The sequence below is a fragment of the Arthrobacter sp. BPSS-3 genome, from assembly GCF_044628475.1.
In the GTDB taxonomy this organism is placed as follows: Bacteria; Actinomycetota; Actinomycetes; order Actinomycetales; family Micrococcaceae; genus Arthrobacter.
Map to the genome: position 1 here is coordinate 209,444 of NZ_JBIMMV010000001.1, position 22,852 is coordinate 232,295.

20 protein-coding genes are annotated in these 22,852 nt (G+C 69.9%); 15 read left to right on the forward strand and 5 right to left on the reverse strand.

Annotated elements, in window-relative coordinates; genetic code table 11:
* Positions 1 to 5 precede the first annotated feature (5 nt).
* The 3 genes from ACFVY3_RS01035 to ACFVY3_RS01045 all read right to left on the reverse strand — a co-directional run bounded on the left by ACFVY3_RS01035 (position 6) and on the right by ACFVY3_RS01045 (position 4,187).
* A complete protein-coding gene (locus tag ACFVY3_RS01035) occupies positions 6 to 674 on the reverse strand; it encodes a peptidoglycan-binding protein (protein WP_290256479.1) in 669 nt (222 codons plus the stop codon).
* Positions 675 to 796: 122 nt separating this feature from the next.
* Positions 797 to 3,037, reverse strand: coding sequence for a S9 family peptidase (locus ACFVY3_RS01040; RefSeq protein WP_400158475.1), 2,241 nt, complete (start codon positions 3,035 to 3,037; stop codon positions 797 to 799).
* Positions 3,038 to 3,062: 25 nt separating this feature from the next.
* The gene (locus ACFVY3_RS01045) at positions 3,063 to 4,187 is read right to left on the reverse strand and encodes an LCP family protein (protein WP_400158476.1); all 1,125 of its coding nucleotides are present in this window, start codon (positions 4,185 to 4,187) and stop codon (positions 3,063 to 3,065) included.
* A 219-nt stretch (positions 4,188 to 4,406) separates the two neighbouring features.
* Here ACFVY3_RS01045 and paaA point away from each other — a divergent pair, with 219 nt between their 5' ends.
* Genes paaA through ACFVY3_RS01075 form a run of 6 tightly spaced genes read left to right on the forward strand, consistent with a single transcriptional unit; the run spans position 4,407 to position 9,349 of the window.
* On the forward strand, positions 4,407 to 5,462 hold the full coding sequence (paaA, locus tag ACFVY3_RS01050) for a 1,2-phenylacetyl-CoA epoxidase subunit PaaA (protein ID WP_364133669.1): 1,056 nt from the start codon (positions 4,407 to 4,409) through the stop codon (positions 5,460 to 5,462).
* Positions 5,459 to 5,764, forward strand: coding sequence for a 1,2-phenylacetyl-CoA epoxidase subunit PaaB (paaB, locus tag ACFVY3_RS01055; RefSeq protein ID WP_290256078.1), 306 nt, complete (start codon positions 5,459 to 5,461; stop codon positions 5,762 to 5,764). The genes paaA and paaB overlap by 4 nt, the downstream gene beginning before the upstream one ends.
* 26 nt (positions 5,765 to 5,790) lie before the next feature.
* Complete coding sequence (paaC, locus tag ACFVY3_RS01060; RefSeq protein ID WP_400158699.1) at positions 5,791 to 6,708, forward strand: 1,2-phenylacetyl-CoA epoxidase subunit PaaC; 918 nt, start codon at positions 5,791 to 5,793, stop codon at positions 6,706 to 6,708.
* Positions 6,709 to 6,719: 11 nt separating this feature from the next.
* Positions 6,720 to 7,283: a 1,2-phenylacetyl-CoA epoxidase subunit PaaD gene (gene paaD / locus ACFVY3_RS01065; protein WP_400158700.1), complete on the forward strand. Its 564-nt coding sequence runs from the start codon at positions 6,720 to 6,722 to the stop codon at positions 7,281 to 7,283.
* 15 nt (positions 7,284 to 7,298) lie between these two features.
* Positions 7,299 to 8,525: a 1,2-phenylacetyl-CoA epoxidase subunit PaaE gene (paaE, locus tag ACFVY3_RS01070; RefSeq protein WP_400158477.1), complete on the forward strand. Its 1,227-nt coding sequence runs from the start codon at positions 7,299 to 7,301 to the stop codon at positions 8,523 to 8,525.
* A 44-nt stretch (positions 8,526 to 8,569) separates the two neighbouring features.
* The gene (locus tag ACFVY3_RS01075; RefSeq protein WP_364133664.1) at positions 8,570 to 9,349 is read left to right on the forward strand and encodes an enoyl-CoA hydratase/isomerase family protein; all 780 of its coding nucleotides are present in this window, start codon (positions 8,570 to 8,572) and stop codon (positions 9,347 to 9,349) included.
* A 34-nt stretch (positions 9,350 to 9,383) separates the two neighbouring features.
* Here ACFVY3_RS01075 and ACFVY3_RS01080 read toward each other — a convergent pair whose 3' ends face one another.
* Positions 9,384 to 9,845 (reverse strand): Lrp/AsnC family transcriptional regulator, encoded by a 462-nt coding sequence (locus ACFVY3_RS01080; RefSeq protein ID WP_290256073.1) that lies wholly within the window; start codon positions 9,843 to 9,845, stop codon positions 9,384 to 9,386.
* 159 nt (positions 9,846 to 10,004) lie between these two features.
* Here ACFVY3_RS01080 and ACFVY3_RS01085 point away from each other — a divergent pair, with 159 nt between their 5' ends.
* The 7 genes from ACFVY3_RS01085 to ACFVY3_RS01115 all read left to right on the forward strand — a co-directional run bounded on the left by ACFVY3_RS01085 (position 10,005) and on the right by ACFVY3_RS01115 (position 18,497).
* On the forward strand, positions 10,005 to 11,222 hold the full coding sequence (locus ACFVY3_RS01085; protein ID WP_400158478.1) for a thiamine pyrophosphate-dependent dehydrogenase E1 component subunit alpha: 1,218 nt from the start codon (positions 10,005 to 10,007) through the stop codon (positions 11,220 to 11,222).
* On the forward strand, positions 11,219 to 12,331 hold the full coding sequence (locus ACFVY3_RS01090) for an alpha-ketoacid dehydrogenase subunit beta (protein ID WP_290256071.1): 1,113 nt from the start codon (positions 11,219 to 11,221) through the stop codon (positions 12,329 to 12,331). The genes ACFVY3_RS01085 and ACFVY3_RS01090 overlap by 4 nt, the downstream gene beginning before the upstream one ends.
* A gap of 2 nt (positions 12,332 to 12,333) precedes the next feature.
* Entirely contained in the window at positions 12,334 to 13,923 is a 1,590-nt protein-coding gene (locus tag ACFVY3_RS01095; protein WP_400158479.1) for a dihydrolipoamide acetyltransferase family protein, read from the forward strand.
* Positions 13,924 to 13,996: 73 nt separating this feature from the next.
* Positions 13,997 to 14,812 carry an MBL fold metallo-hydrolase gene (locus ACFVY3_RS01100; protein WP_400158480.1) on the forward strand — a complete coding sequence of 272 codons (816 nt, stop codon included), beginning with the start codon at positions 13,997 to 13,999 and terminating at the stop codon, positions 14,810 to 14,812.
* Positions 14,813 to 15,076: 264 nt separating this feature from the next.
* Positions 15,077 to 16,441 (forward strand): MinD/ParA family protein, encoded by a 1,365-nt coding sequence (locus ACFVY3_RS01105; protein ID WP_400158481.1) that lies wholly within the window; start codon positions 15,077 to 15,079, stop codon positions 16,439 to 16,441.
* Between the two features lie 16 nt (positions 16,442 to 16,457).
* On the forward strand, positions 16,458 to 17,192 hold the full coding sequence (locus tag ACFVY3_RS01110) for a GAF and ANTAR domain-containing protein (protein WP_364133653.1): 735 nt from the start codon (positions 16,458 to 16,460) through the stop codon (positions 17,190 to 17,192).
* Between the two features lie 90 nt (positions 17,193 to 17,282).
* On the forward strand, positions 17,283 to 18,497 hold the full coding sequence (locus ACFVY3_RS01115; RefSeq protein WP_400158482.1) for an MFS transporter: 1,215 nt from the start codon (positions 17,283 to 17,285) through the stop codon (positions 18,495 to 18,497).
* Here ACFVY3_RS01115 and ACFVY3_RS01120 read toward each other — a convergent pair.
* On the reverse strand, positions 18,491 to 19,414 hold the full coding sequence (locus ACFVY3_RS01120; RefSeq protein WP_400158483.1) for a phosphatase PAP2 family protein: 924 nt from the start codon (positions 19,412 to 19,414) through the stop codon (positions 18,491 to 18,493). The genes ACFVY3_RS01115 and ACFVY3_RS01120 overlap by 7 nt on opposite strands.
* 97 nt (positions 19,415 to 19,511) lie before the next feature.
* On the opposite strand from ACFVY3_RS01120, the gene ACFVY3_RS01125 reads away from it, so the two are divergent.
* Both ACFVY3_RS01125 and ACFVY3_RS01130 read left to right on the forward strand, forming a co-directional pair.
* Complete coding sequence (locus ACFVY3_RS01125) at positions 19,512 to 20,540, forward strand: o-succinylbenzoate synthase (protein ID WP_400158484.1); 1,029 nt, start codon at positions 19,512 to 19,514, stop codon at positions 20,538 to 20,540.
* A gap of 134 nt (positions 20,541 to 20,674) precedes the next feature.
* The gene (locus ACFVY3_RS01130; RefSeq protein ID WP_400158485.1) at positions 20,675 to 22,747 is read left to right on the forward strand and encodes a PhoX family protein; all 2,073 of its coding nucleotides are present in this window, start codon (positions 20,675 to 20,677) and stop codon (positions 22,745 to 22,747) included.
* The last annotated feature ends 105 nt before the right edge of the window (positions 22,748 to 22,852 follow it).

Genomic DNA, 22,852 nt, shown 5'->3' on the forward strand with positions numbered 1-22,852 from the left:
ACCGATTACTGCTTCAGGGTGGACTGCTGCTCGGCCCCGGCCGTGGCATTGCCGTTGATGTCCTGGTTGATGATGGCGTCCTGCTGGGCGACGGCGGTCGCGTTGCTGTCGATCGAGCCGATGTTGGCGGCGACAGCGGCGTCGATCGGGGCGGCGACGTTGGCGTTGGCGGCCACGGCGCCGTTGATCGGCGCGGCGATGCCGGCGTTCGCGTCGAGGTTGACGTCGACGTTGAGCAGGTTGCCGTTCAGGGCGCCGGCCGCGGTCGGGTCGGCCGTCGTGGTGGTGGTCGGATCCGTGGCGGCGGTGGTGCCGGCGGGGTCTGTCGTGCCGGTGGTGTCCGTCGGGGTGGCGGTGCCCTGGTCGATACCGCTGTCCTGGACGGAGTGCGCGGTGGCATCGCCGGTGATGCCCTGGGTGATGAGGGTGCCCTGATCGGCCAGGGCCTGGGACCCGGAGCCGAAGGAGAGGACGTTGGCGGAGGCGGCGGCGTCGATCGGGGCGGCCACGTTGGCGTTCGCCGCGACGCCGAGGTCGATCGGCGCCGCGGCGCTGATGCCAAGGTTGAGGTCGGCATTGAGGTCCAGGACGGAGGCGACTTCCTTGTCAGGCAGCGCGGTGGCGCCCTCGGCCATCAGTTCCTCATCGGACAGTCCGTTGGCGGCAGATTCCATGCTCACGATTGGCTCCACTTCCCGGCGCCGGTTCTGCTGCCCCCAGCGGGCAGTGTCCCCAAGGCACCTAACGACGCTCAATAGTAAGCATGGTGATGAATTTTTGCTACCACCCGGCCGGGTTACTTCAGCCCGGCCCCCGCCAGCAGTTCCGTGGCGCCGAGGGAGTCCGCGACGAAGGCGTAGTCCCAGGCCCGTTCCTTCCACTGCACGTACCGGCCGGACGCGCCGCCGTGGCCGCCGTCCATCTCGATCTTCATCACGATCGGCTCACTGCCGGTGTTGACCTCCCGCAGCCGCTGCACCCACTTGGCCGGCTCAACGTAGAGCACCCGGGTGTCGTTGAACGAGGTCACGGCCGCGATTTTCGGGTACGCGGCGGCGTGGACGTTCTCATACGGGGTGTACGACTTCATGTACGCGTACACCTCGGGGTCCGTGATCGGGTTGCCCCACTCCTCCCACTCCAGGGCCGAGAGCGGCAGCTCCGGGTCCAGGATGGTGGTCAGCGCGTCCACGAACGGGACGGCGGCGACGATGGCGGCGTACTTCTCCGGCGCCAGGTTCGCGACGGCGCCCATCAGTAGTCCGCCGGCCGATCCGCCCATCGCCGCGATCCGGGCCGGGTCCACCCAGCCGGAGCCGGCCAGCCAGTCCGTGGCCGCGATGAAGTCCGTGAACGTGTTCTTCTTGTGCAACTTCTTGCCGTCGTCGTACCAGTGCCGGCCCAGCTCGCCGCCGCCGCGGATGTGCGCAATCACGAACACGATCCCGCGGTCCAGGAGCGAGAGCCGGGCGATCCCGAAGCCGGGGTCCATGCTCATCTCGTAGGAGCCGTAGCCGTACACCACGCCGGCCGCGCTGGAATCCCGCGCCACGGAGGCGTGCCGCAGCACCGAGAGTGGGATCAGGGTGCCGTCGGAGGCCTCCGCCCATTCCCGGGTGGCGACGTAGTCGGCGGCGGAGTAGCCGCCCAGCACCGGGCTTTCCTTGCGCAGCAGCAGCTCGCCGGCGGGGCGTTCGGGCGTCGGCAGGACGAAATCGTAGACGCGGGAGGGGGTGAAGTAGGACGTGTAGCCCATCCGGATCACCGGCGCCTCGTAGTCCGAGCCCGAGACCCCGGCGGTGTAGAGCTCCTCGTCGAAGGCCGGTTCCACGGCGGGGGCCTGCTCCGGCGTGCCCAGCCCGGCCAGCGGCACCACCTGGACGCGTTCGATCGTGTCCTTCCGGATCGAGAGCACCAGGTGGGTGGCGGTGACGCCGGCGCCGTTGACGCGGACGTCGTCGGAGTGGGCGACGACGGTCTGCCAGTGCTGCTCCGCGACCGGCTTGGCGAGCTCGGCCGGGTCCACCAGGGACACCATGGAGTTGATGGCGTCCTTGTTGTGGGTCAGCAGGATGGTCTCGCGCGGGGCGCCGGAGGCGTCGGCGAGCAGGAACGGCTCGGCCTCGTAGAGGATGCGTTCGTCGCGGGAGATGACGGTGGTGAGGCCGGCGCCGGGGTCATCGAAGCGCAGCAGCCGGGTCTCGCTGAACTCGGAGCAGCCGATGCCCAGGACCAGGTGGCGGCGGTCCGCGGAGAGCTCGAAACCGAGCCACATGGCGACGTCGTCCTCTTGGTAGATCACCTCGTCCTCCGCCACGGGGGTGCCGAGGACGTGGGCCTTGACCTGGTAGGGCCGCCAGGAGGCATCCACCACGGTGTAAAAGATCCGGGTGCCGTCGGGGGAGAAGGAGAGCCCGTAGAAGACATTCTCGATCACGTCCGGCAGCAGTTCGCCGGTCCGCAGGTCCTTGATCCGCAGCGTGAAGCGTTCGTCGCCGGCGTTGTCCACGGCGTAGGCGTAGAGGTTCCCGTCGATGGTCACGGCGGCGCCGCCGATGGAGAAGAACGGCTTGCCCTCGGCCTCTATATTGCCGTCGAGCAGGACCTCCTCGCCGGGGATGTCGACGCCGACCTCGACGGCGGGCGGCGTCCAGTCCGTCACCGGGTCGCCGCTGTCCTGGGCGCGGACGCGGCACTGGATGCCGTATTCCTTGCCCTCGACCGAGCGGGTGTAGTACCACCAGCCGTCCTTGCGGTTGGGTACCGAGAGGTCCGTCTCCTGGGTCCGGCCCTTGATCTCCTCGAAGATGGCCTGGCGCAGCGGCTCCTGGTGCGCGGTGACGGCCTCCTGGTAGGCGTTTTCGGCCTTCAGCAGCTCCACGACCTCGGCGGATTCCTTGTCCCGCAGCCACTCGTAGTTGTCCTCGAACACATCCCCGTGGTGGGTGCGGAGCGTTGGAAGCTTCCGGGCGACGGGCGGCTGCGGAGCGGCCTGGGCGGGGGCGGACGGGCTGCCGGCGGCGGGAGTCTCAGTCATGGACCCAATCTACCCGTGACCGGTGTCAGTTCCCGTTCTGCAAACCGTGCGCGGCGATGTAGTCCGGCAGGGTCCCGGCCGCCAGCGCGGCGGCCACCTCGGCGGTGGCCGCCGGGTCCTGCAGCACGATCGACTGCCCGTCCGTGCTGGTGCCTATTCCCGCCGTCGGCAGCGTGAAGAAGGCGGTGTTCCCGGGCGGGGTGCCGCGCATGCTGTAGGAGAGCCGTTCCAGGGTGTCCAGGGTAAGTCCCGGGGTGACCGAGACGTGCGGCAGGACGCCCGTGACGAAGGCGCGCGCCGTGGCCCGGTCCGCCAGGGCGCCGCTGCCCACCGCCTTGGCGAGGACCGCCTTGAGGAAGGTCTGCTGGTCCCGGACCCGCTGATAGTCGCCGTCGGCGAAGGCTTTGCGCTCGCGGACGAAGTCCAGGGCCTGCGGGCCGGTGAGGTGGTTGATCCCGGGTGTGAACGTGTGGCCGGATTCCAGGGTGGAGGTGAACGGCAGCGTCACGTCCACGTCGATGCCGCCGACGGCGTCCGCCAGGGCGGCGAACCCTTCGAAGTCGGCCATCACGGTGTGGTCGATGTGGGTCTGCAGCAGGGCCTCGACCGTCCTGGTCTGCAGGCCGATGCCGCCGAGTTCCAGGGCCGCGTTGACCTTGGCCTGGCCGTGGTCCGGGATTTCCACCCAGAGGTCGCGCATGATGGAGATGCCGTAGACGTGCTGCCGGTCCGCGGGCAGGTGGACGAAGATCAGGGCGTCGCCGCGCTGGTCCGACGGCGCGCCCGCGACCGCGTCCGCCCGGGCGTTGACCCGGCTGTCGCTGCCGATGATCAGGAGGTTGAGGTCGGTCGCCGGCGGCTCCGGCGTGGGAGTGGGGGAGGGGGTAGGGCTGGGGGAGGCCGACGGCGACGGCGTGGGGGTCGGCTGCGCGGCGGGCCGGACGGGCTCGGGCTGGGGACGCCCCAACCAGATGGCGGCCACCGCCAGCACCGCCACCAGCAGGGCCGCGGCGGCGATCAGCAGGATGCGGCGCCGTCGGAGAACCGCGCCCGGCCCGGCACCGGCCCCTGTACCCGCGGCAGCCGCGCCGACGGCCCCACCTGTACTGCCGGGCTGATCTCCCTGTCCGCCCTGAACGTCGTCGTTCACGTCGCCCCCTTCCACCGCGGCCCGTTGCCGGCGCCACGGAGTGGTCCTCACGGCCCGGGCACACTGCCGGTCCGCGTGGAGCAGACGCTACCACCGGCTCCCGGTCCGGCCAGGAAACACGCCTGCACCGCGGCGCCCGGTGCTTGACGCGCTCCGAACCTTCCGCATATCCTGAACGAACGGTCGGTAATTATTTATCGGAAACGCATAGGAGTAACCATGGCATCGCAGACCCTGCAGTCAGTGCCCGCCGAGCCTTCGCCGGCACGGCACGATTCACGGCTCGAGAGCCGGCACGAAATGAGCCCCGAGGACGCGGCCCGCCGTGATGCCGAAGGCCAGGCCTACTTCGACAAGGTGATGGCGGACGATTCCCGGATCGAGCCGCGCGACTGGATGCCGGCGGCGTACCGCAAGACCCTGGTGCGGCAGATCTCCCAGCACGCGCACTCCGAAATCATCGGCATGCAGCCGGAGGCGAACTGGATCACCCGCGCCCCCAGCCTGAAGCGCAAGTCCATCCTGATGGCCAAGGTCCAGGACGAGGCCGGCCACGGGCTCTACCTGTACTCCGCCGCGGAGACCCTCGGCCAGCCGCGGGATCAGATGATGCAGGACCTGATGGACGGCAAGGCCAAATACTCCTCCATCTTCAACTACCCTGCCCGTACCTGGGCGGACATGGGCGCGATCGGCTGGATGGTCGACGGCGCCGCGATCGCCAACCAGGTGCCGCTGTGCCGCGCCTCCTACGGACCTTACGGCCGCGCCATGGTCCGGGTCTGCAAGGAAGAATCCTTCCACCAGCGCCAGGGCTTCGAGATCCTGCTGGAACTCTCGCACGGCACGCCTGCGCAGAAGCAGATGGCCCAGGACGCCGTGAACCGCTGGTACGCCCCGGCTCTGATGATGTTCGGGCCGCCGGACGACGATTCCCCCAACTCCAAGCAGTCCATGGCCTGGAACATCAAGCGCTTCAGCAACGACGAGCTCCGCAACCGCTTCGTCGGCATGATGATGGAGCAGGTCAAGGTCCTGGGCCTGACCCTGCCGGACAAGGACATCCGTTTCAACGAGGAAACGAAGAAATGGGAACACGGCCCGCTGGACTGGGATGAATTCCACGAGGTCATCGCCGGCCGCGGCCAGTGCAACGCCCAGCGCCTGGAACGGCGCCGCGAAGCCCACCAGAACGGCGCCTGGGTGCGCGAGGCCGCAGCGGCCTACGCCGAGAAGCAGGCAAAGAAGAACGCAGAGAAGGAAGCCGCAGCATGACAACGCCCGAACCCCACGCAGGCAACGTCTGGCCGATCTGGGAAGTCTTCGTCCGCTCCAGCCGCGGACTGTCCCACGTCCACGCGGGATCCCTGCACGCCCCGGACGCGGCGATGGCGCTGCGCAACGCCCGCGACCTCTACACCCGCCGCAACGAGGGCGTCTCCATCTGGGTGGTCCCGGCCGAGGCCATCGCCTCCTCCGATCCGGACGCCAAGGGCTCCTTCTTCGAGTCCCCCCAGGGCAAGGACTACCGGCACGCCACCTACTACACCAAGAGCGAGGGCGTGAAGCACCTGTGAGCACCCCCGAAGCAGCCACCAACGCCCTGGCATCGCCCGCCCCTGCGGAAGAATCAGTCGGCCACGGAGAAATCTCCGTCGGCGTCGCGGGTGCGGGCGCGGGCGGCGACGGCATGGCTAGCGCGACCCGCATCACCCCCGGCAACGCGCTCCGCCCCGAGGACATCGCCCTCGCCGTCAGCCGCGGCACCGCCACACCGGACGCGGATGCCGCCGAGCTGGCCTTGCGCCTGGGCGACGACGCCCTGATCCTCGCCCAGCGCCTGAGCCACTGGATCTCCCGCGCTCCCGAGCTGGAAGAGGACATCGCCCTGGGCAACATCGCCCTGGACCAGTTGGGCCACGCCCGTTCCTTCCTGACCTATGCCGGCGGCCTGGACGGCCGCAGCGAGGACGACCTGGCCTACTTCCGCCGCGAGCACGAGTTCCGCTCCGTGCAGCTCTTCGAACAGCCCAACGGCGACTTCGCCGTCACCATCGCCCGGCAGTTCGCCGTCAGCTACTACCAATTCGAGCTCTACCGCCGGCTGGCCCAGTCCAGCGACGCCACGATCGCCGGCATCGCCGCGAAGGCGGTCAAGGAAGTCGACTACCACCGGGACCACAGCGCCCAGTGGGTGCTGCGCCTGGCCCTCGGCACGGACGAATCCCGGGCCCGGATGCTCCACGGCCTGGCCGTGGTCTGGCCCTACGTGGACGAATTGTTCCGCGACGACGAGCTCACCGGCCGGCTCAGCGACGCCGGCGTCTCCGTCCAGCCCTCCACCCTGCGCGCCGACTTCGACCGGCTGACCGGAGAGGTGCTGACCGAGGCCGAACTCGAGGTCCCGAAGGTCCAGCCCGCCCCCGGCGGCGGCCGTCGCGGCCTGCACTCCGAACACCTGGGCTACCTGCTCGCCGAGATGCAGGTCCTGGCCCGCGAGCATCCCGGAGCGAGCTGGTAACCATGGCCGAGATGTACCTCAGCCACCCGACGGCGGACGCTGCCCCCAGCCCGAAGTCCGCGGAGCAGAAGGCCTGGGACCTTGCCGCGACCGTCTGCGATCCCGAAATCCCCGTCCTGACCATCGCCGATCTCGGCATCCTCCGGGATGTCGAAGTGGCGAAAGAACCGGACGCGGGCGACGGCGGCATGGTCCCGGCGGTACGGGTCACCATCACGCCCACCTACTCGGGTTGCCCGGCCATGGACACCATCCGTGACGACCTCACCGCGGCCTTCCACGCCGCCGGGTACCCGCGCGTCGACGTGGACCTGGTGCTGTCCCCGGCCTGGACCACCGACTGGATGAGCGAGGAGGGCAAGGCCAAGCTGGAGCAGTATGGCATCGCCCCGCCCTCCGGCCATTCCCGCGCCGGCGGCCACTCCGGCCCGGTCCGGCTGAGCCTGGCCGTGAAATGCCCGCAGTGTTCCTCGCTGCACACCAAGGAACTCACCCGCTTCGGTTCCACCTCCTGCAAGGCGCTCTACGTCTGCCAGGACTGTAAGGAACCGTTCGATTACTTCAAAGTCTTGTAAGGAACAGGTGCAACCATGACCGTTGTCCGCCAGACCGCCGCCGAGACGGCGGCAGCCACCGGCCGCCGTCGTGCGTCCTTCCACCCGCTGACCGTGGACCAGGTCCGCAGGCTCACCGACGACGCGATCGAGGTCACCTTCGCCGTCCCGGCCGAACTCGCCGGCCAGTTCGACTACCTGCCCGGACAGTACGTTGCCCTGCGCACCACCCTTCCGGACGCCGCCGGCGAACCGCACGAGATCCGCCGCAGCTACTCGATCTGCGCGGAGCCGCGCAGCTTCGCGGACGGCAGCAGCGAGATCCGCGTGGCCATCAAGAAGGACTTGGGCGGCCTGTTCTCCACCTGGGCCAACGCCGAGCTCAAGGCCGGGGACGTGCTGGACGTGATGAGCCCGATGGGCGCGTTCGTCTCAAAGCACGGCCGGGACGGGGCTGCCGTGGAGCAGAACGTCATGACGTCCATGAACAACCCCGAGCAGCTCGCCGGCGAGGCCGGGAACTTCGTGGCGATCGCCGCCGGCTCCGGCATCACCCCCGTGATCGCTATCGCCCGGACCCTGCTGGCCGCGCACCCGGACACCCGGTTCGACCTGATCTACGCCAACAAGGCGGCCATGGACGTGATGTTCCTCGAGGAACTCGCGGACCTCAAGGACAAGTACCCGTCCCGGCTGGCCCTGCACCACGTGCTCTCCCGCGAGCAGCGGATTGCCCCGCTGCTCAGCGGCCGGATTGATGCCGAGAAGCTCGAGGCGTTGCTGGGCACCGCCATCCACGCCGACGACGTGGACGAGTGGTTCCTCTGCGGGCCGTTCGAACTGGTCCAGCTGTGCCGCGACACCCTAGCCGCCCGCGGGGTCAAGCCCGAGCACATCCGCTTCGAGCTGTTCACCTCCGGCAAGCCGGACCGTCCCGAGGGCAACATCGGCCGGCCGGTGGTGGCCGACGAATCCCAGGAAACGTACAAGATCACTTTCACCCTCGACGGGTTGCAGGGCGAGGTGGCCAGCCCCACCCACGCCCGGGAGTCCATCCTCAACGCCGCGCTCCGGGTCCGACCGGATGTCCCCTTCGCCTGTGCCGGCGGCGTCTGCGGCACCTGCCGGGCCAAGGTGGTCACGGGGTCCGTCACGATGGACGAGAACTACGCGCTGGAACAGGACGAACTGGATAAGGGGTACGTGCTGACCTGCCAGTCGCACCCCACCACCCCCAGTATCACCGTCGACTTCGACGTCTAAACCCGCCACATTTCCCCGTCTGCCCTTCCATGCCTAGGAGCCGCATGATTTCCCTGACCATCGCCGACGGCGTCGCCGAGATCGTCCTGGACGCCCCGCAGAAGCTGAACTCACTCGACGAGCAGGCACTGCGGGACCTGGACCGGGCCTACGACGACGCCGCGGCCGCCGCCGCGCGCGGCGAGGTGCGGGCGCTGCTGCTTCGCGGCGAGGGCCGGGCATTCTGCGCGGGCCGGGACATCGCCGGTGTTACCCCCGCGAACGACGACGCCGAGGCCTATCTCGGCGGCCTGGTGCAGCCGCTGATGGAGAAGATGAGCGCCTTCCCGGCGCCCACCTTCGCCGCAGCGCAGGGCGCCTGCCTGGGGGTGGGACTGGGACTGCTGCTCGCCTCGGACGTGGTGTACGTGGCGGAGAATGCGAAGTTCGGCTCGCCGTTTGCCAAGCTTGGCGCCACGCTGGACTCCGGCGGGCACTGGTACTTCACCGAACGGCTGGGGATGCACCGCACCCTGGACCTGATCTACACCGCCGAGCTGATCTCCGGGACCGAGGCGGTGGCGCAGGGGCTCTTCAGCCGGGCGCTCCCGGCGGAGGAGCTGCTGGAAACCACCCGCGGCATCGTTGCCAAGGTCGCCGCCGGGCCCACCGGCGCCTTCACCGCCAGCAAGGAGCTGGTGGCCCACATCCGCGATCAGCGGCTGGGTCTCTGGCAGTCCATGGCGGAGGAGAATTCCGAGCAGGCCCGGCTCTGCAAGAGCGAGGACTACGCCGAGGGCTTCCTGGCCTTCCAGGAGAAACGAAGCCCGGTTTTCAAGGGCTGACCCGGGCCGCCGGCGATTCCCTCCACTTCCTGCGTCAGCGTGTGTCCAGGTCCTCGAAGACCAGGAACGTCTGGGTGTCCAGCACCCCCGGCATGGACTGCAGCTGGTCGAAGATCACCCGGCGCAGATCCACGTTGTCCACGGCCCGCACCAGCAGGATGACGTCGAAGTCCCCGCCGACCAACGCGATGTGGTGAACCTCCGGAATGGCCCGCAGCAGCTCGCGGAGCTCCCGCCAGGAGTGCTGCCGCACCTTGAGCGTCACGTAGGCCGAGGACTTCAGTCCGGCCTTGATGGGGTCCACCAGGGCCGTGAACTTGGTCAGCACGCCCTCGCCGGTCAGGCGGGAGATGCGCGAGTAGGCGTGGGCCCGGGAAATGTGCACGTTTTCGGCCACTTGGGTCACGGACATGCGCCCGTCCCGGGTCAACTCGGCGATGATGCTCCGGTCCACCTCGTCCAGCGGCACCGCCTGCTCAGATTCGGTTCCTGCCATTTGTCTTCAACTCCCGCCGGTAACCCAGCTCACACTTACGATTTGTCTTCAAGAGTAAGCCGTTTGAGATGAAGTCTCCACGATCTTGCCCGGGCGTGGATACGAAAGCGCCCTTGGAAGCATACTTGGTGCGAATAGTGGCTACAGAAGGACGGACCAATGACGATCTCCGCGGACTCCGCTGCACAGGAATCCGAGACCCGGCAGGGCAGCGCCGCCAGCGAGGCGGTACGCAAGTTCGGGATCACGGTCGAGGATTACATGCTGCCCGCCCGGCACCCGATCCAGATGGTGAGCCCGGACGGGACGCCGAACGCGCACACCGAACAGGGCGCGCAGCCCGGCCACGAATACGGACTCCCCGGCGATGCGGAGCTGCTCGCCGCCTACGAAGAGCTCATCGTCGGACGCCGGGTCAACGACCAGAACTCCGCCCTGGTCCGGCAGGGCCGGATGGCCGTCTACCCGTCCAGCCACGGCCAGGAAGCCTGCCAGGTGGCAGCCGCCCTCTGCCTCGCCGAGGGTGACTGGATCTTCCCCACCTACCGCGACTCCGTGGCCGTGATGGCCCGTGGCGTGGACCCCGTCCAGACCATGACGCTGTTCCGTGGCGACTGGCACGGCGGCTACGATCCGGCCAGGCACAAGGTCGGGATCCAGTGCACGCCGCTGACCACCCAGCTGCTGCACGCCGTCGGCGTCGCCCACGCGGCCAAGCTGCGCGGCGAGGACACCGTGGTCCTCGCCATGTGCGGCGACGGCGCCACCAGCGAGGGGGACTTCCACGAGGCCCTGAACTTCGCCGCCGTCTTCCACCTTCCGGTGATCTTCTTCGTCCAGAACAACCAGTACGCCATCTCCGTGCCGCTGGCGCACCAGTCGGTGGCGCCGTCGCTCGCGCACAAGGCCGTGGGCTACGGCATGGCCGGCGAGCGCGTGGACGGCAACGACCTGGTGGCGCTGCTCGCCGTGCTGGGCCGGGCCGTGAAGCTGGCCCGCGAAGGCTCCGGCCCGCTGCTGGTGGAGGCCCACACCTACCGCATGCAGGCCCACACCAACGCCGACGACGCCACCCGCTACCGCCAGGACAGTGAGGTGGCCGAATGGCTGGCCAAGGACCCGCTCACCCGGATGCGGACCTACCTGACGGAGCGCGAACTGCTTGACGACGCCGGGGCCGCCCGGATCGCCGACCGCGCCGAGGCGGTCGCCGCCCAGCTCCGCGAGGGCCTGGGGGAGGACGTCCCGGTGAACCCGCAGGACCTCTTCTCCTACGTCTTCTCCACCCCCACCCCGCAACTGAAGGAACAGTCCGCGCAGCTCGCCGACGAGCTGGCCCGCGACGCCGCAGCAACCTCCGAGGAGTCCGCACGATGAGCCCCACCGTCACCACCTCCTCCGAGGCCAACGGCAACGTCAGCGCCGCCACCGCCCGCGCCGCCGCGAAGGCCGCGGTTGAAGCGGAGCAGACCGGGCCCCAGCCCCTCACGCTGGCCAAGGCCCTGAACACCGCCATGGCCGACGCCATGCGCGCCGACGACTCCGTTCTGGTCTTCGGCGAGGACGTCGGCATGCTCGGCGGCGTCTTCCGCATCACCGACGGGCTGACGGCCACCTTCGGGCAGAACCGCTGCTTCGACACCCCGCTGGCCGAATCCGGGATCGTGGGCATGGCCGTTGGCATGGCGATGAACGGCATGCGTCCCGTCATCGAGATGCAGTTCGACGCCTTCGCCTACCCGGCCTTTGAGCAGATCGTCAGCCACGTCGCCAAGATGCACAACCGCACCAAGGGCGCCCTGAAGCTGCCCATCGTCATCCGGGTGCCCTACGCCGGCGGCATCGGCGGCGTCGAGCACCACTGCGACTCCTCCGAGGCCTACTACGCCCACACCGCCGGTCTCAAGGTCTACACGCCGGCCACGGTGGCCGACGGGTACCGGATGCTCCGCGAGGCCATCGACTCCGACGACCCGGTCATGTTCATGGAGCCCAAGAAGCTCTACTGGTCCAAGGACCAGGTGGATCTGGGTGCGCTCCGGGCCGAACACGACGCCAACGCCGCACGCGGCACCTCCTCCGAGGGCCGCGCCGCCGTCGCCCGCCCCGGCACCGACGCCACCCTGATTGCCTACGGCCCCTCGGTCCCCACCGCGCTCGCCGCCGCCGCGGCCGCCGCCGAGGAGGGCCGCTCCCTCGAGGTGATCGACGTCCGCTCGATCGTCCCGTTCGACGACGAAACCGTCGCCGCCTCCGTCCGCAAGACCGGCCGCGCCGTCGTCATCGCCGAGGCCCACGGCTTCGCCTCCGTCGCCTCCGAGATCGTGGCCCGGGTCCAGGAACGCTGCTTCCACCACCTCGCCGCCCCGATCCGGCGCGTCACCGGCTTCGACGTGCCCTACCCGGCGCCCAAACTCGAGCACTACTACCTGCCCGGCGTGGACCGCATCCTCGACGCCGTCGACGACCTCCAGTGGGAAGACTGACCATGAGCGAACCGAAAGTATTTCTCCTGCCCGACCTCGGCGAAGGCCTCACCGAAGCCGAACTGGTCAACTGGCTCGTGGCCGTCGGTGACGAAATCCGCGTCGACCAGCCCATCGCCGAGGTGGAGACCGCCAAGTCCATGGTCGAGGTCCCCTCGCCGTACGCCGGCACCGTCGCCGTGCTGCACGGCGAGCCCGGCCAGACGCTCGACGTCGGGAAGCCGTTGATTTCCGTGACTCCGGTGGGTGCTGCTTCCGTTTCGGCCCGTGGGGCCGCCACGGATGATGCCGCCCCCGCCCCTTCGCCGGGGGGCATTGCTGCAAGCAGCATGCCGCCCGGCTCCGACAGGCCCGATGCCACTCCCGGGGCGGCATCATCCGCGCCGGCTGGGTCGGGCGGGGACGTCGCCTTGACGTCCTCAAGCGACTCACCTTCCGCCGCTGCGGCCGAGGCCTACCGCGAGGAGGAGAAGGCCGGGTCCGGGAACGTGCTCATTGGGTACGGGACGCCGGGCGGGCATGGGGTGGCCCGGCGGACGCGGGCTCCGAAGCGGGCCTCCGGGGCCGAAGCCGGGGCTGTTCAGGTTTCGGAGGCCGAGAAGGCCGCCGATGAGCTGATCCTCATGCGGACCCGGGTGCCGGGGAAGCTGGGGGCAGTGATTTCCCCGCTGGTGCGGCGGATGGCCCGGGACCATGGGGTTGATTTGGGGGGACTCCAAGGTTCCGGGACCAGCGGGATGATCATGCGGCGCGACGTCGAGGCCGCCATCAAGCCTGCGCCGGCCGAGCAGCAAGCCGTGACCGCACCGCAGACCGCGCCGGTCTCAACACCGGAAATTACCTCCGCCGGCGGGACCGACTCCCGGACCGGGCTCGGCATCACCGGCCGGACGCCGGTGCGCGGCGTGCGCAAGGCCGTCGCCGTGAACATGAGCCGCAGCCGCTCTGAAATCCCCGAGGCCACCGTCTGGGTGGACGTGGACGCGACCGCGCTGGTCGAGCTGCGCGCCGGCCTCAAGAAGGCCGACCCGCACCACACCCCTGGCCTGCTCGCCTTCATCGCCCGGTTCGTCACCGCCGGGCTCAGGAAGTACCCGGAGCTGAACACCCGGATCGTAACCACCGGCGATGCCGACGGCGGAACCGGCCAGGAGATCGTGGCGTTCGACGGCATCAACCTTGGGTTCGCCGCGCAGACGGACCGCGGCCTGATGGTCCCGTCCATCCGGAACGCCGACAAGCTCAGCGCCCGCGGGCTGGACGCCGAGATCCGCCGGCTCACCGCCGTCGTGCGCGAGGGCAAGGCGACCCCGGCGGAACTGGGCAGCGGCACCTTCACGCTGAACAACTACGGCGTCTTCGGCGTCGACGGCTCCGCGGCGATCATCAACCACCCCGAGGTGGCGATCCTCGGTGTGGGCCGGATTATCGACAAGCCCTGGGTGGTCAACGGGGAGCTCGCCGTCCGTAAGGTCACCGAGCTCACGCTGACCTTCGACCACCGGGTCTGCGACGGCGGCACCGCGGGCGGCTTCCTGCGCTACGTCGCGGACGCGATCGAAAACCCGGGAGCCGTGCTGGCGGATCTCTAAGCGCCGGTGGGTAGAATCGAGCCCTGAACATCGCACCAACCACGCCGGCCAAGCGTCGGACTACGGAGATTTCATGTCACGATGGCTCGAAGTCGGCCAGGACAACTACGTTCTGACCACCGAAGGATCGCTGCTCAACACGGGTCTGATTGTGGGCACCGAACGTGCCATGGTGATCGATACCGGCGGCGGGCCCCGGCAGGGCCGTGAAATCCTGGACGCCGTCCGTGAAAAGACGGACCTGCCGCTGGTGGTGGTAAACACGCACGCCCACTACGACCACTTCTTCGGCAACGCCGTGTTCGCGGACGACGGCGTGACCGAGTTCTGGGCGCACGAGAACTGCGCGGCCGAGATCGAGGAGAACGGGGACGCCCAGCGCCGGCTCGTCGCGGCCGCCGAACCGGAGATGGCGGCCGCCGAGGGCGGCGCCGTGGAACTGGTGGTGCCGAACGCGATCGTGAAGGACCAGCCCGTTCTGGTGGATCTGGGCGGCCAAAGCGCCACCCTGTTCTTCCTGGGCCGCGGCCACACCGACGGTGACCTGCTGGTGGGCTCGTCCACCACCCTCTTCGCGGGCGACCTGGTGGAACAGGGCGCCCACCCGTCCTTCGAGGACTCCTACCCCGAGGAATGGGCGGACGCTCTGCGGCACATCTCGGCCCTGCGGCACCGCTACGAGTTCCTGATCCCGGGCCACGGGGAACCCTGCAGCGACCAGTTCGTGAAGACCATGGCGAACACCATGAGCACCGCGGTGCGGCAGGCTACCCAAGCAACCCGGGAGACTCCCAACGACGCCACCAAGGCCATCCCGATCCTGCCTTACGGCCCCGAACAGTCGCGCTGGTTCATACGCCGGCTGCAGGAAACCCGCGCCCACCACTAGCCTCCGCGGCGCCGGTTTGGGCCGTCCTGCAGTGACGGAAGATAAGGGTGCGCACTACTGCACCTAGACTGGGTCCTTGAAAGAAGTTCCAACACGCGCCGCAACGGTCACCGCTGCGGGTCCTGGGGGAGAAACCAACTTATGCCCGAACCGGTGGAAGACAACTCAGCTGCCACTGCTGAAAACTCAGGACAGCCTGAACTCCGGCGCCGCCGCGACCTTCGTCGCGGCGATAACGACGACTTCGCTGCCCGGACAGGAACCATGCCGGTCATCAACCCCCGCGCCTCCGACGACGCGACCGTGCCGGCCCGCCCGGCGCCGGTCCGGAGCAGCTCCTGGGCCCAGGCCGCCGAAGCCGCCGACGAGCGCTTCGGCAACCCCGCCACCGGCACCAACCCCGTGATCCGGCAGGTCCCGGCCGCCCAGCGGCCCGCCCCGGAACAGCCCGCCCAGCAGCCGGACGCCGGCCAGCCGTCCTTCCGGCGGCTCGCACCCGAACAGCCCGCCCAGCAGCCTGCCACGCCCCGCCAGCCCGTCGCGCCGCCGTCGTCGGCAGCCCCGGCCGCGGAACTGGCAGACCTGGACGAGGCGGACGAACTCCACCCCGCCGAACCCGCCAGGGAATCCGGCACCGTCCCGCCGCCGCCCGCACGGGCCACCCGCGCCGGGCTGCGCGCCGCGGCCTTGAGCGAACCCGCTCCGGACTTCATCAGTTCCCCGGGCCTATTCGTCCGCGAACAGAAGCCCCGGCCCGTCGGCGGCGTGCGGGGTGCGCTCTACAAGCTCACCGGCGGCAGCCTGAACCTGGGCCCCAGCGCCAAGCAGCGCGAGGAGGACGAGCTTGCCCGCCGCATCTCCCGCCAGCTGCAGGGCAGCTACAACACCGCCGTGCTGAGCCTCAAGGGTGGCATCGGTAAGACCTCCACCACCGTGGGCGTCGGGCTGACCCTGGCCGAATACCGGGGCGATCCGCCCTGCGCCATCGACGCCAACCCGGACTCCGGCGACCTGGTGGAACGGGCGCTGGGCGAGGGGATCTACCAGCAGCAGACCCCGCGGACCATCAGCGACCTGCTCCGCAACGTCGACTCGATCGATTCGCTGACCGCCCTGGCCCGCTACATGCACCACGCCGGCCGGCTGCACCTGATCGCCGGCGAGCAGGACCCGGAAGTTTCCGATTCGCTCACCGCCGAGGAATACCTGCGCATCCGCAAGCTGATCTCCGGCTACTACTCCGTGGCCCTCACGGACTGCGGCACCGGTGTCACCCATAACGCCATGAGCGGGATCCTGCAGTCCGCGGACAACCTCATCATCGCCGCCGGCTACGCGGTCAGCGGCGCCAAGCGGGCCCGCAGCACCCTGCACTGGCTTGCCGACCACGGCTACGAGGACCTGGCGCGCAACGCCGTTGTGGTCATCACGGACAAGGACGAGGTGTCCTCCCGCGTGGATAAGGACGCCATCGAGGACCACCTCTCCGGCATCTGCCGGCAGCTGATCGCGGTTCCGCACGACCGCGGCGTGGCCGACGGCGACCTGGTCACCCTGGACGCGCTGCGCCCCGAGACCCGCCGTGCCTACCGGGAGATTGCAGCCGCAATCGTGGACGGGTACGTTTAGCCGCTACATTTAGGCCATGAGCAACTACGTCGGGGACGACGCCACCGCCCACCTGCAGGAGCTTGTTGCAGGAACCGAAACCGTCGAGGACTTCCTGGACGGCCTCTCGGAATTCGCCGCGTCGACGCTGACCCACTTCGCTGGCACCGACATCGAATGCGGCGTCACGCTGCAGCGGCGCAGGAAAACCATGACCGTGGCCGGCTCCAGCAGCACCGCCGTCGCACTCGACCAGATCGAGCAAAGCCTGGGCGACGGACCCTGCATCGAGGCGCTGCGGACCAAGAAGGTCATCCTGCTGGCAGATGTCGTGACGGACCCGCGCTGGCCGGAGTACCAGAAGCAGTTGGCAGCCCACGGCTGCCGCAGCAGCCTGGGCGTCCCGCTCGAAATCGGCGATGACTCCACCGCCGCCCTGAACTTCTTCGCCCCCGCCACCGGCGTCTTCACCACCGAGGTGGTCTCCGAGGCCGCCGGGCTGGCCGACATCGCCGGCCGGGCGCTGCGGCTGGCCGTCCGGATCGGCACCGCGCAGGGCCGGGCCGAGGACCTGCAGGCCGCCATGGAACACCGCACCACCATCGACCTGGCCTGCGGCGTGGTGATGGCGCAGAACCGCTGCTCCCAGGACGAGGCGATGCGGATCCTCACCAGCGTCTCTAGCAACCGCAACCAGAAACTGCGGGTGGTCGCCGCGGACATCCTCGGCAGCGTCACCTCCCACGAGGTCCACACGCACTTCGACGGCTAAAGCGCCCGAGGGCCCGGACACCTTCCATGGCGGATGTCACACACCGCCGGACACCCTCCCGGCCGGTGCCCCGGACCTAGGATGAAGGGGATGACCAGCACAGAGACCGCCCCCTTCAGCCTCCGCAGCATCGCCGTTCCCGCGTTCGGGCCGGCCCTGCTGTTCAGCTTTGGCGAGGGGGCGATCCTGCCGGTGGTGGCCTTGTCCGCCCGCGACCTCGGCGCCTCCGTGGCCGTCGCCGCGCTGATCGTCACGCTGATCGGGTTGGGCTCCTGGTTCTTCAACCTGCCGGCATCCGTGATCACCCTCCGCTTCGGCGAACGCTGGGCGATCGTCGGCGCTGCCGCCGCCAGCGCCATCGCCCTCGTCGGTGCAGCTATGGCCCCGTTCGCCCCGCACGGACTCTGGCTGCTGGCCGGCTCGATGGTGGTGGTCGGGATGGCGGCGAGCGTCTTCAGCCTGGCCCGGCAGAAGTACCTCACCGAGGCCGTCCCGGTGGTCCTCCGCGCCCGCGCCCTGTCGAGCCTGGGTGGCGTGAACCGGATCGGCATCTTCATCGGCCCGTTCATTGGTGCCGCCGTCATGCAGTTCGGCGGCATCCCCGCCGCGTACTGGGCCGGCGTGGTCGGCATGGCCGCCGCGGCAGCCCTGTCACTGACCATCCCCGACCTCGAAACCCCGGCCGCGGACGTCGACGGCGCCCCCGTGCAGGCGGCCACCATGCGCAGCGTCGCGGCCTCGCACGCCGGCGTCTTCCTCACCGTGGGCATGGGTGTGCTGCTGCTCAGTGCGCTGCGTGCCTCCCGGCAGGTGGTGATCCCGCTCTGGTCCGAGCACCTGGGCCTCGATGCGACCCAGGCGTCGCTGATCTACGGCATCTCCGGCGCGATCGACATGCTGGTGTTCTACCCGGCCGGCAAGCTCATGGACCGCAAGGGCCGGCAGTGGGTGGCCATCCCGTCCACGCTCATCATGGGCACCGCGATGCTGCTGATCCCGCTGAGCGCCGGGTTCGTCGGGTTGCTGCTGGCCTCGCTGCTGATCGGCTTCGGCAACGGCATCAGTTCCGGGCTGAACATGACCCTGGGCGCCGACTTCTCGCCCGACAACGGCCGCGGACAGTTTCTGGGGATCTGGCGGTTCCTGGCCGACGCCGGGTCCACCGGCGGCCCCGTGCTGCTCTCCGGCGTCACTGCCCTGGCGTCACTCGGCGCCGGCGTGGCGTCCACGGGCGTGCTGGGCTTCGCCGCCGCCATCGTCTTCGCCATCACCATTCCCCGGCTGAAGCACCGCCGGAACTACTGAACGGGCCGCCGTCCCGGCGTGCCCTGATGGCGCGGCCGCAGCCGGAGCGCGGCGTGGCCGAAGAGCCACACGCCCGCCACCGTGGCGAGGTAGCCGGTGATGACAATCAGCGCCGTGCCCGCCCAGAAGTAGTTGGTGGTGCTGCCCTCCTGGCCCGGGCCGGGCGCGATCTTCAACAGCGAGTAGGCCGCCACCACCGCCGAGGCCAGCCCGGCGAGCACCGGCAGGGCGACCCACAGTCGCACCGAGGCCCAGTGCCGGTTGTACCCCTCCCAGCCGTTCCACCGCGGGCCGGTGCGCATCACCAGCCAGCCGGCAGGCAGCGTGAACATGCCCACCACCAGGAAGGCGGCCACGACATCGGCCGGGCGGTGCCACTGGTTGATCAGCGTCGAGACCCCGGTGGCGACGGCGAAGGTCCCGCCGAGGAACCCGGCAAGCGGCCGCCAACGCGGCGAGGACATCAGGAACACCGCGGCCGCGGCGGAGGCGGCCAGCGTGGTGTGCCCGGACGGCAGCGAGTTCAGCTCCAGCGTCTCGATCCCGCGGTAGGGCCGGTCCGGCACCAGGTTCTTGATCAGCTGGGTGGTCAGGTTCGCGCCCACGGCGGCGGCGACGGCGATTCCCGCGGCCGCCCAGCGCCGCTTCACCACGGTGACCACCAGGACCACCAGCGTGGCGATCAGCAGGGAGAGCGCGGGCAGCCAGTCCAGAAACTGCGTGGCCGCCTTTCCGGCGGTGCCGTACAGCTGCACCGCCTCCACGAGGGCGGACTCGTCAATGAACTGCCCGGTGGTGGTGCGCACGAAGAACAGATAGGTGGCCGCCAAGGCCACCGCGCAACCGAGCGTGCCGACGACGAAGAGGGCAGCCGTCAGCGCGTGGCTGGTGCTCCTGAACCGAAAACTCATCGTCATACAGGTTCCCACAGAACCCTTTGACTCCGCTGGACCGATGAGCGGAGGTGCCCGGTGACGCACGGCCCGGGGTGGTGCCCGCCGGTAGAGTACAGCCATGCCCTCCAGCGCCCCGGACCCCGCCCCGCTCCCGCTCAACCCCGGCGGGTTCGACGAACTCCTCGCCGCGGCCCGGGTGGTCAGCCTGCCCATGCGGGTGAAGTTCCGGGGGATCACCACCCGTGAGGCCTTGCTTCTCAACGGCCCGGCCGGCTGGGCCGAGTTTTCCCCGTTCCCGGAGTACGGCGACGCCGAGTCCTCCCGCTGGCTCGCCGCCGCCATCGAAGCCGGCTGGCACGGCTTCCCGGAGCCGCTGCGGACCAGCATCCCGGTCAATGCCACGGTCCCGGCCATCCCCGCGGCGCGGGTCCCGGAGATCCTGGCCCGCTTCGGCCGCGTGGACGTCGTCAAGATCAAGGTCGCGGAGGCCGGGCAGACGCTCGAGGACGACGCCGCCCGGGTCGCCGCGGTGCGGGACGCCCTGCCGGAGGCCGCGGTCCGGGTCGACGCCAACGGCGGCTGGAACGTCGACTCCGCCGTGGCCGCACTGACCCGGCTCGCCGGCGTCGGCCTCGAATACGCCGAGCAGCCCGTCCCCGATATTGCCGGCCTCGCCGAGGTGCGCCGCCGGCTCAGGGCCGCGGGCGTGCCGGTGCCGATCGCCGCCGACGAGAGCGTGCGGAAGGAAGAGGACCCGCTCAAGGTTGCCCGGGCCGGTGCCGCGGACCTGATCGTGGTGAAGGTGGCCCCGCTCGGGGGAGTGCGCCGCGCCCTCGAGATCGTCGCCGCCGCGGGGCTCCCCGCCGTCGTCAGCTCCGCCCTGGATACCTCCGTAGGCATCCGCGCGGGCCTGGCGCTCGCCGCCAGCCTTCCGGAGCTTCCCTACGCGTGCGGCCTGGGCACCGTGTCGCTGCTGGCCGCCGACATCACGACGGACTCTCTGGTGCCCGACGACGGCGCGATCGCCCTCCGCGACATGGCCGCGGACCCGGCCCTGCTGGAGGAGCACGCGGCGTCCCCGGAGCGCCGCGACTGGTGGCTGGCCCGCCTCCGCCGGGTGCACGGGGAATTGACCCGCGCCCGGTAGGCTCCGAGCATTCGGTAGGCTCCCAGGTTTCATTGGGGAAGTTCACCGGAATTTCACTGCCGGGCCGCCGGGACGTCGCGTCCCGGTGACAGGGTGGGCGGTACCGCACCCCACACCCTCTCGAAAGGTCCGCCATGCCTGAACGTCCCGGACGCCCCTTCCCGCTGCTGCCGATGCTCGGCCACACCAAGGGCAAGCGAAGCCCCGTCACCTGCGCCCTGAAGTGCGACAACGCGTGCTCCGGCGAAATCTGCAACACCAGCTCCAACGGCTACTTCCGCGACATCGCCTCAGCCACCCTCTCCCGCCGCTCGGCCCTCGGGCTCGGGGCCGCGGGCGCGCTCGCCGTCGTCTTCGGCAACGCCGCCATCACCGGCACGGAGGGCAAGGGTGCCGGTCTGGCCGCCGCCGCGAAGGCAGGCTTCGGCCCCTCGAAACTCCAATTCACCGCCATCGCCCCGGTGGACGCCGCCGTCGATTCCCTCACCGTCCCCGCGGGGTTCACCTGGCAGCCGGTGATCCGGTGGGGTGATCCGCTCTTCGCCGACGCGCCGGACTTCGACGTGGACCACCAAAGTGCCGCGGCGCAGGCCCGCCAGTTTGGCTACAACAACGACTACACGGACATCCTGCCCATCGACGCCAAGAACCGCCGGGCCGTGCTCTTCACCAACCACGAGTACACCAACGAAAACATCATGCTCCCCGCCGGTTTCGACCCCGCCGAGGCCCGCGCGATCGGCCGCGCCGCCCACGGCCTCACCGTCGTCGAACTCGAGCGCCAGAACACCACGAAACCCTGGACCTACGTCAAGGGCGCGCCCCGGAACCGCCGCTTCCTGACCGACACGGCGTACGCATTGACCGGTCCCGCCGCCGGCTCCGCCCTGGTCCGCACCGCCGCCGACCCCGCCGGCCGGACCATCAGGGGAACCCTGGGCAACTGCTCCGGCGGCACCACCCCGTGGGGGACCATCCTCTCCGGCGAGGAGAACTTCAACGGCTACTTCGTCGCCGCGGGAACGTCCGCGGCGGACAGGCGCTACGGCCTGACCAACAAGCCCACGGCCCGCCAGTGGGAGCTTGACGACCCGCGCTTCGACACCCGCAACCCCGGGTTCGGGAACGAGGCCAACCGCTTCGGCTGGATCGTCGAGGTGGACCCGCTGGACCCGACGTCGACGCCGCGCAAGCACTCCGCGATGGGCCGCTTCAAGCACGAAGGGGCCAACGTCATCGTCGCCGCCTCCGGCCACGTCGTCGCCTACATGGGCGACGACGAACGCTTCGACTACCTGTACAAGTTCGTCTCCCGGGACACCTACCGCGAGGGGGACCGGGCACACAACATGACCCTGCTGACCGAGGGTGACCTCTACGTCGCCCGGTTCTCCGGCGACTCGCCCGCGGCGGAGATCGACGGCTCCGGTGCCCTGCCGGCCGACGGCGCCTTCGACGGGGCCGGTGAATGGCTGCCGCTGGTGGTGGGCGGCCAGTCCAAGGTCCCCGGGATGAGCGTGGAAGAGGTCCTCGTCTACACTCGGCTCGCCGCGGACAAGGTGGGCCCCACGAAAATGGACCGCTGCGAGGATGTCCAGCCGAGCCTGCACACGGGCAAGGTCTACGTGGTCTGCACGAACAACACGGACCGCGGAAAGGCCGGCAAGGAAGGCCCCACCGAGGTCAACCCCCGCGCCATCAACCGGGACGGCCATATCGTCGAGATCTCCGAGACCGGGGACCAGGCCTCGACCACCTTCACGTGGAACCTGCTGATGGTCTGCGGCGATCCCGCCAAGAACCCGTCCGCCTACTTCGCCGGCTTCCCGGCCAGCCAGGTCTCACCGATCTCCTGCCCGGACAACGTGGCCTTCGACTCGGTCGGCAACCTGTGGATCTCCACCGACGGCGCCCCCTCCAGCACCGGCTACGCCGACGGCCTGTTCAAGGTCACCCTCGACGGCCCCGAGCGCGGCCGGGTGGAGCAATTCCTCGCGGTGCCCCGGGACGCCGAGACCTGCGGGCCGGTCATCCACGACGACGAACGCCGCGTCTTCGTCGCCGTCCAGCACCCGGGCGAGGAAGGCACCTTCGCGGACCAACACTCCGCCTTCCCGGACTACGTGCCGGCCGGCGCGGCGCCGAAGCCCGGCCAGGCCCGGATTCCCCGCCCGTCGGTGGTCCAGGTTTTCCGCGGCGGCAACTAGCCCCTCCGCCACTGCCGACGCTCCCTCACGTCCGGCTCTATTCCGGTGGACGCTCCCTCACGTCCGGTTCCCGCGGGTCCGGATGTGAGGGAGCGTTGGTGGTGA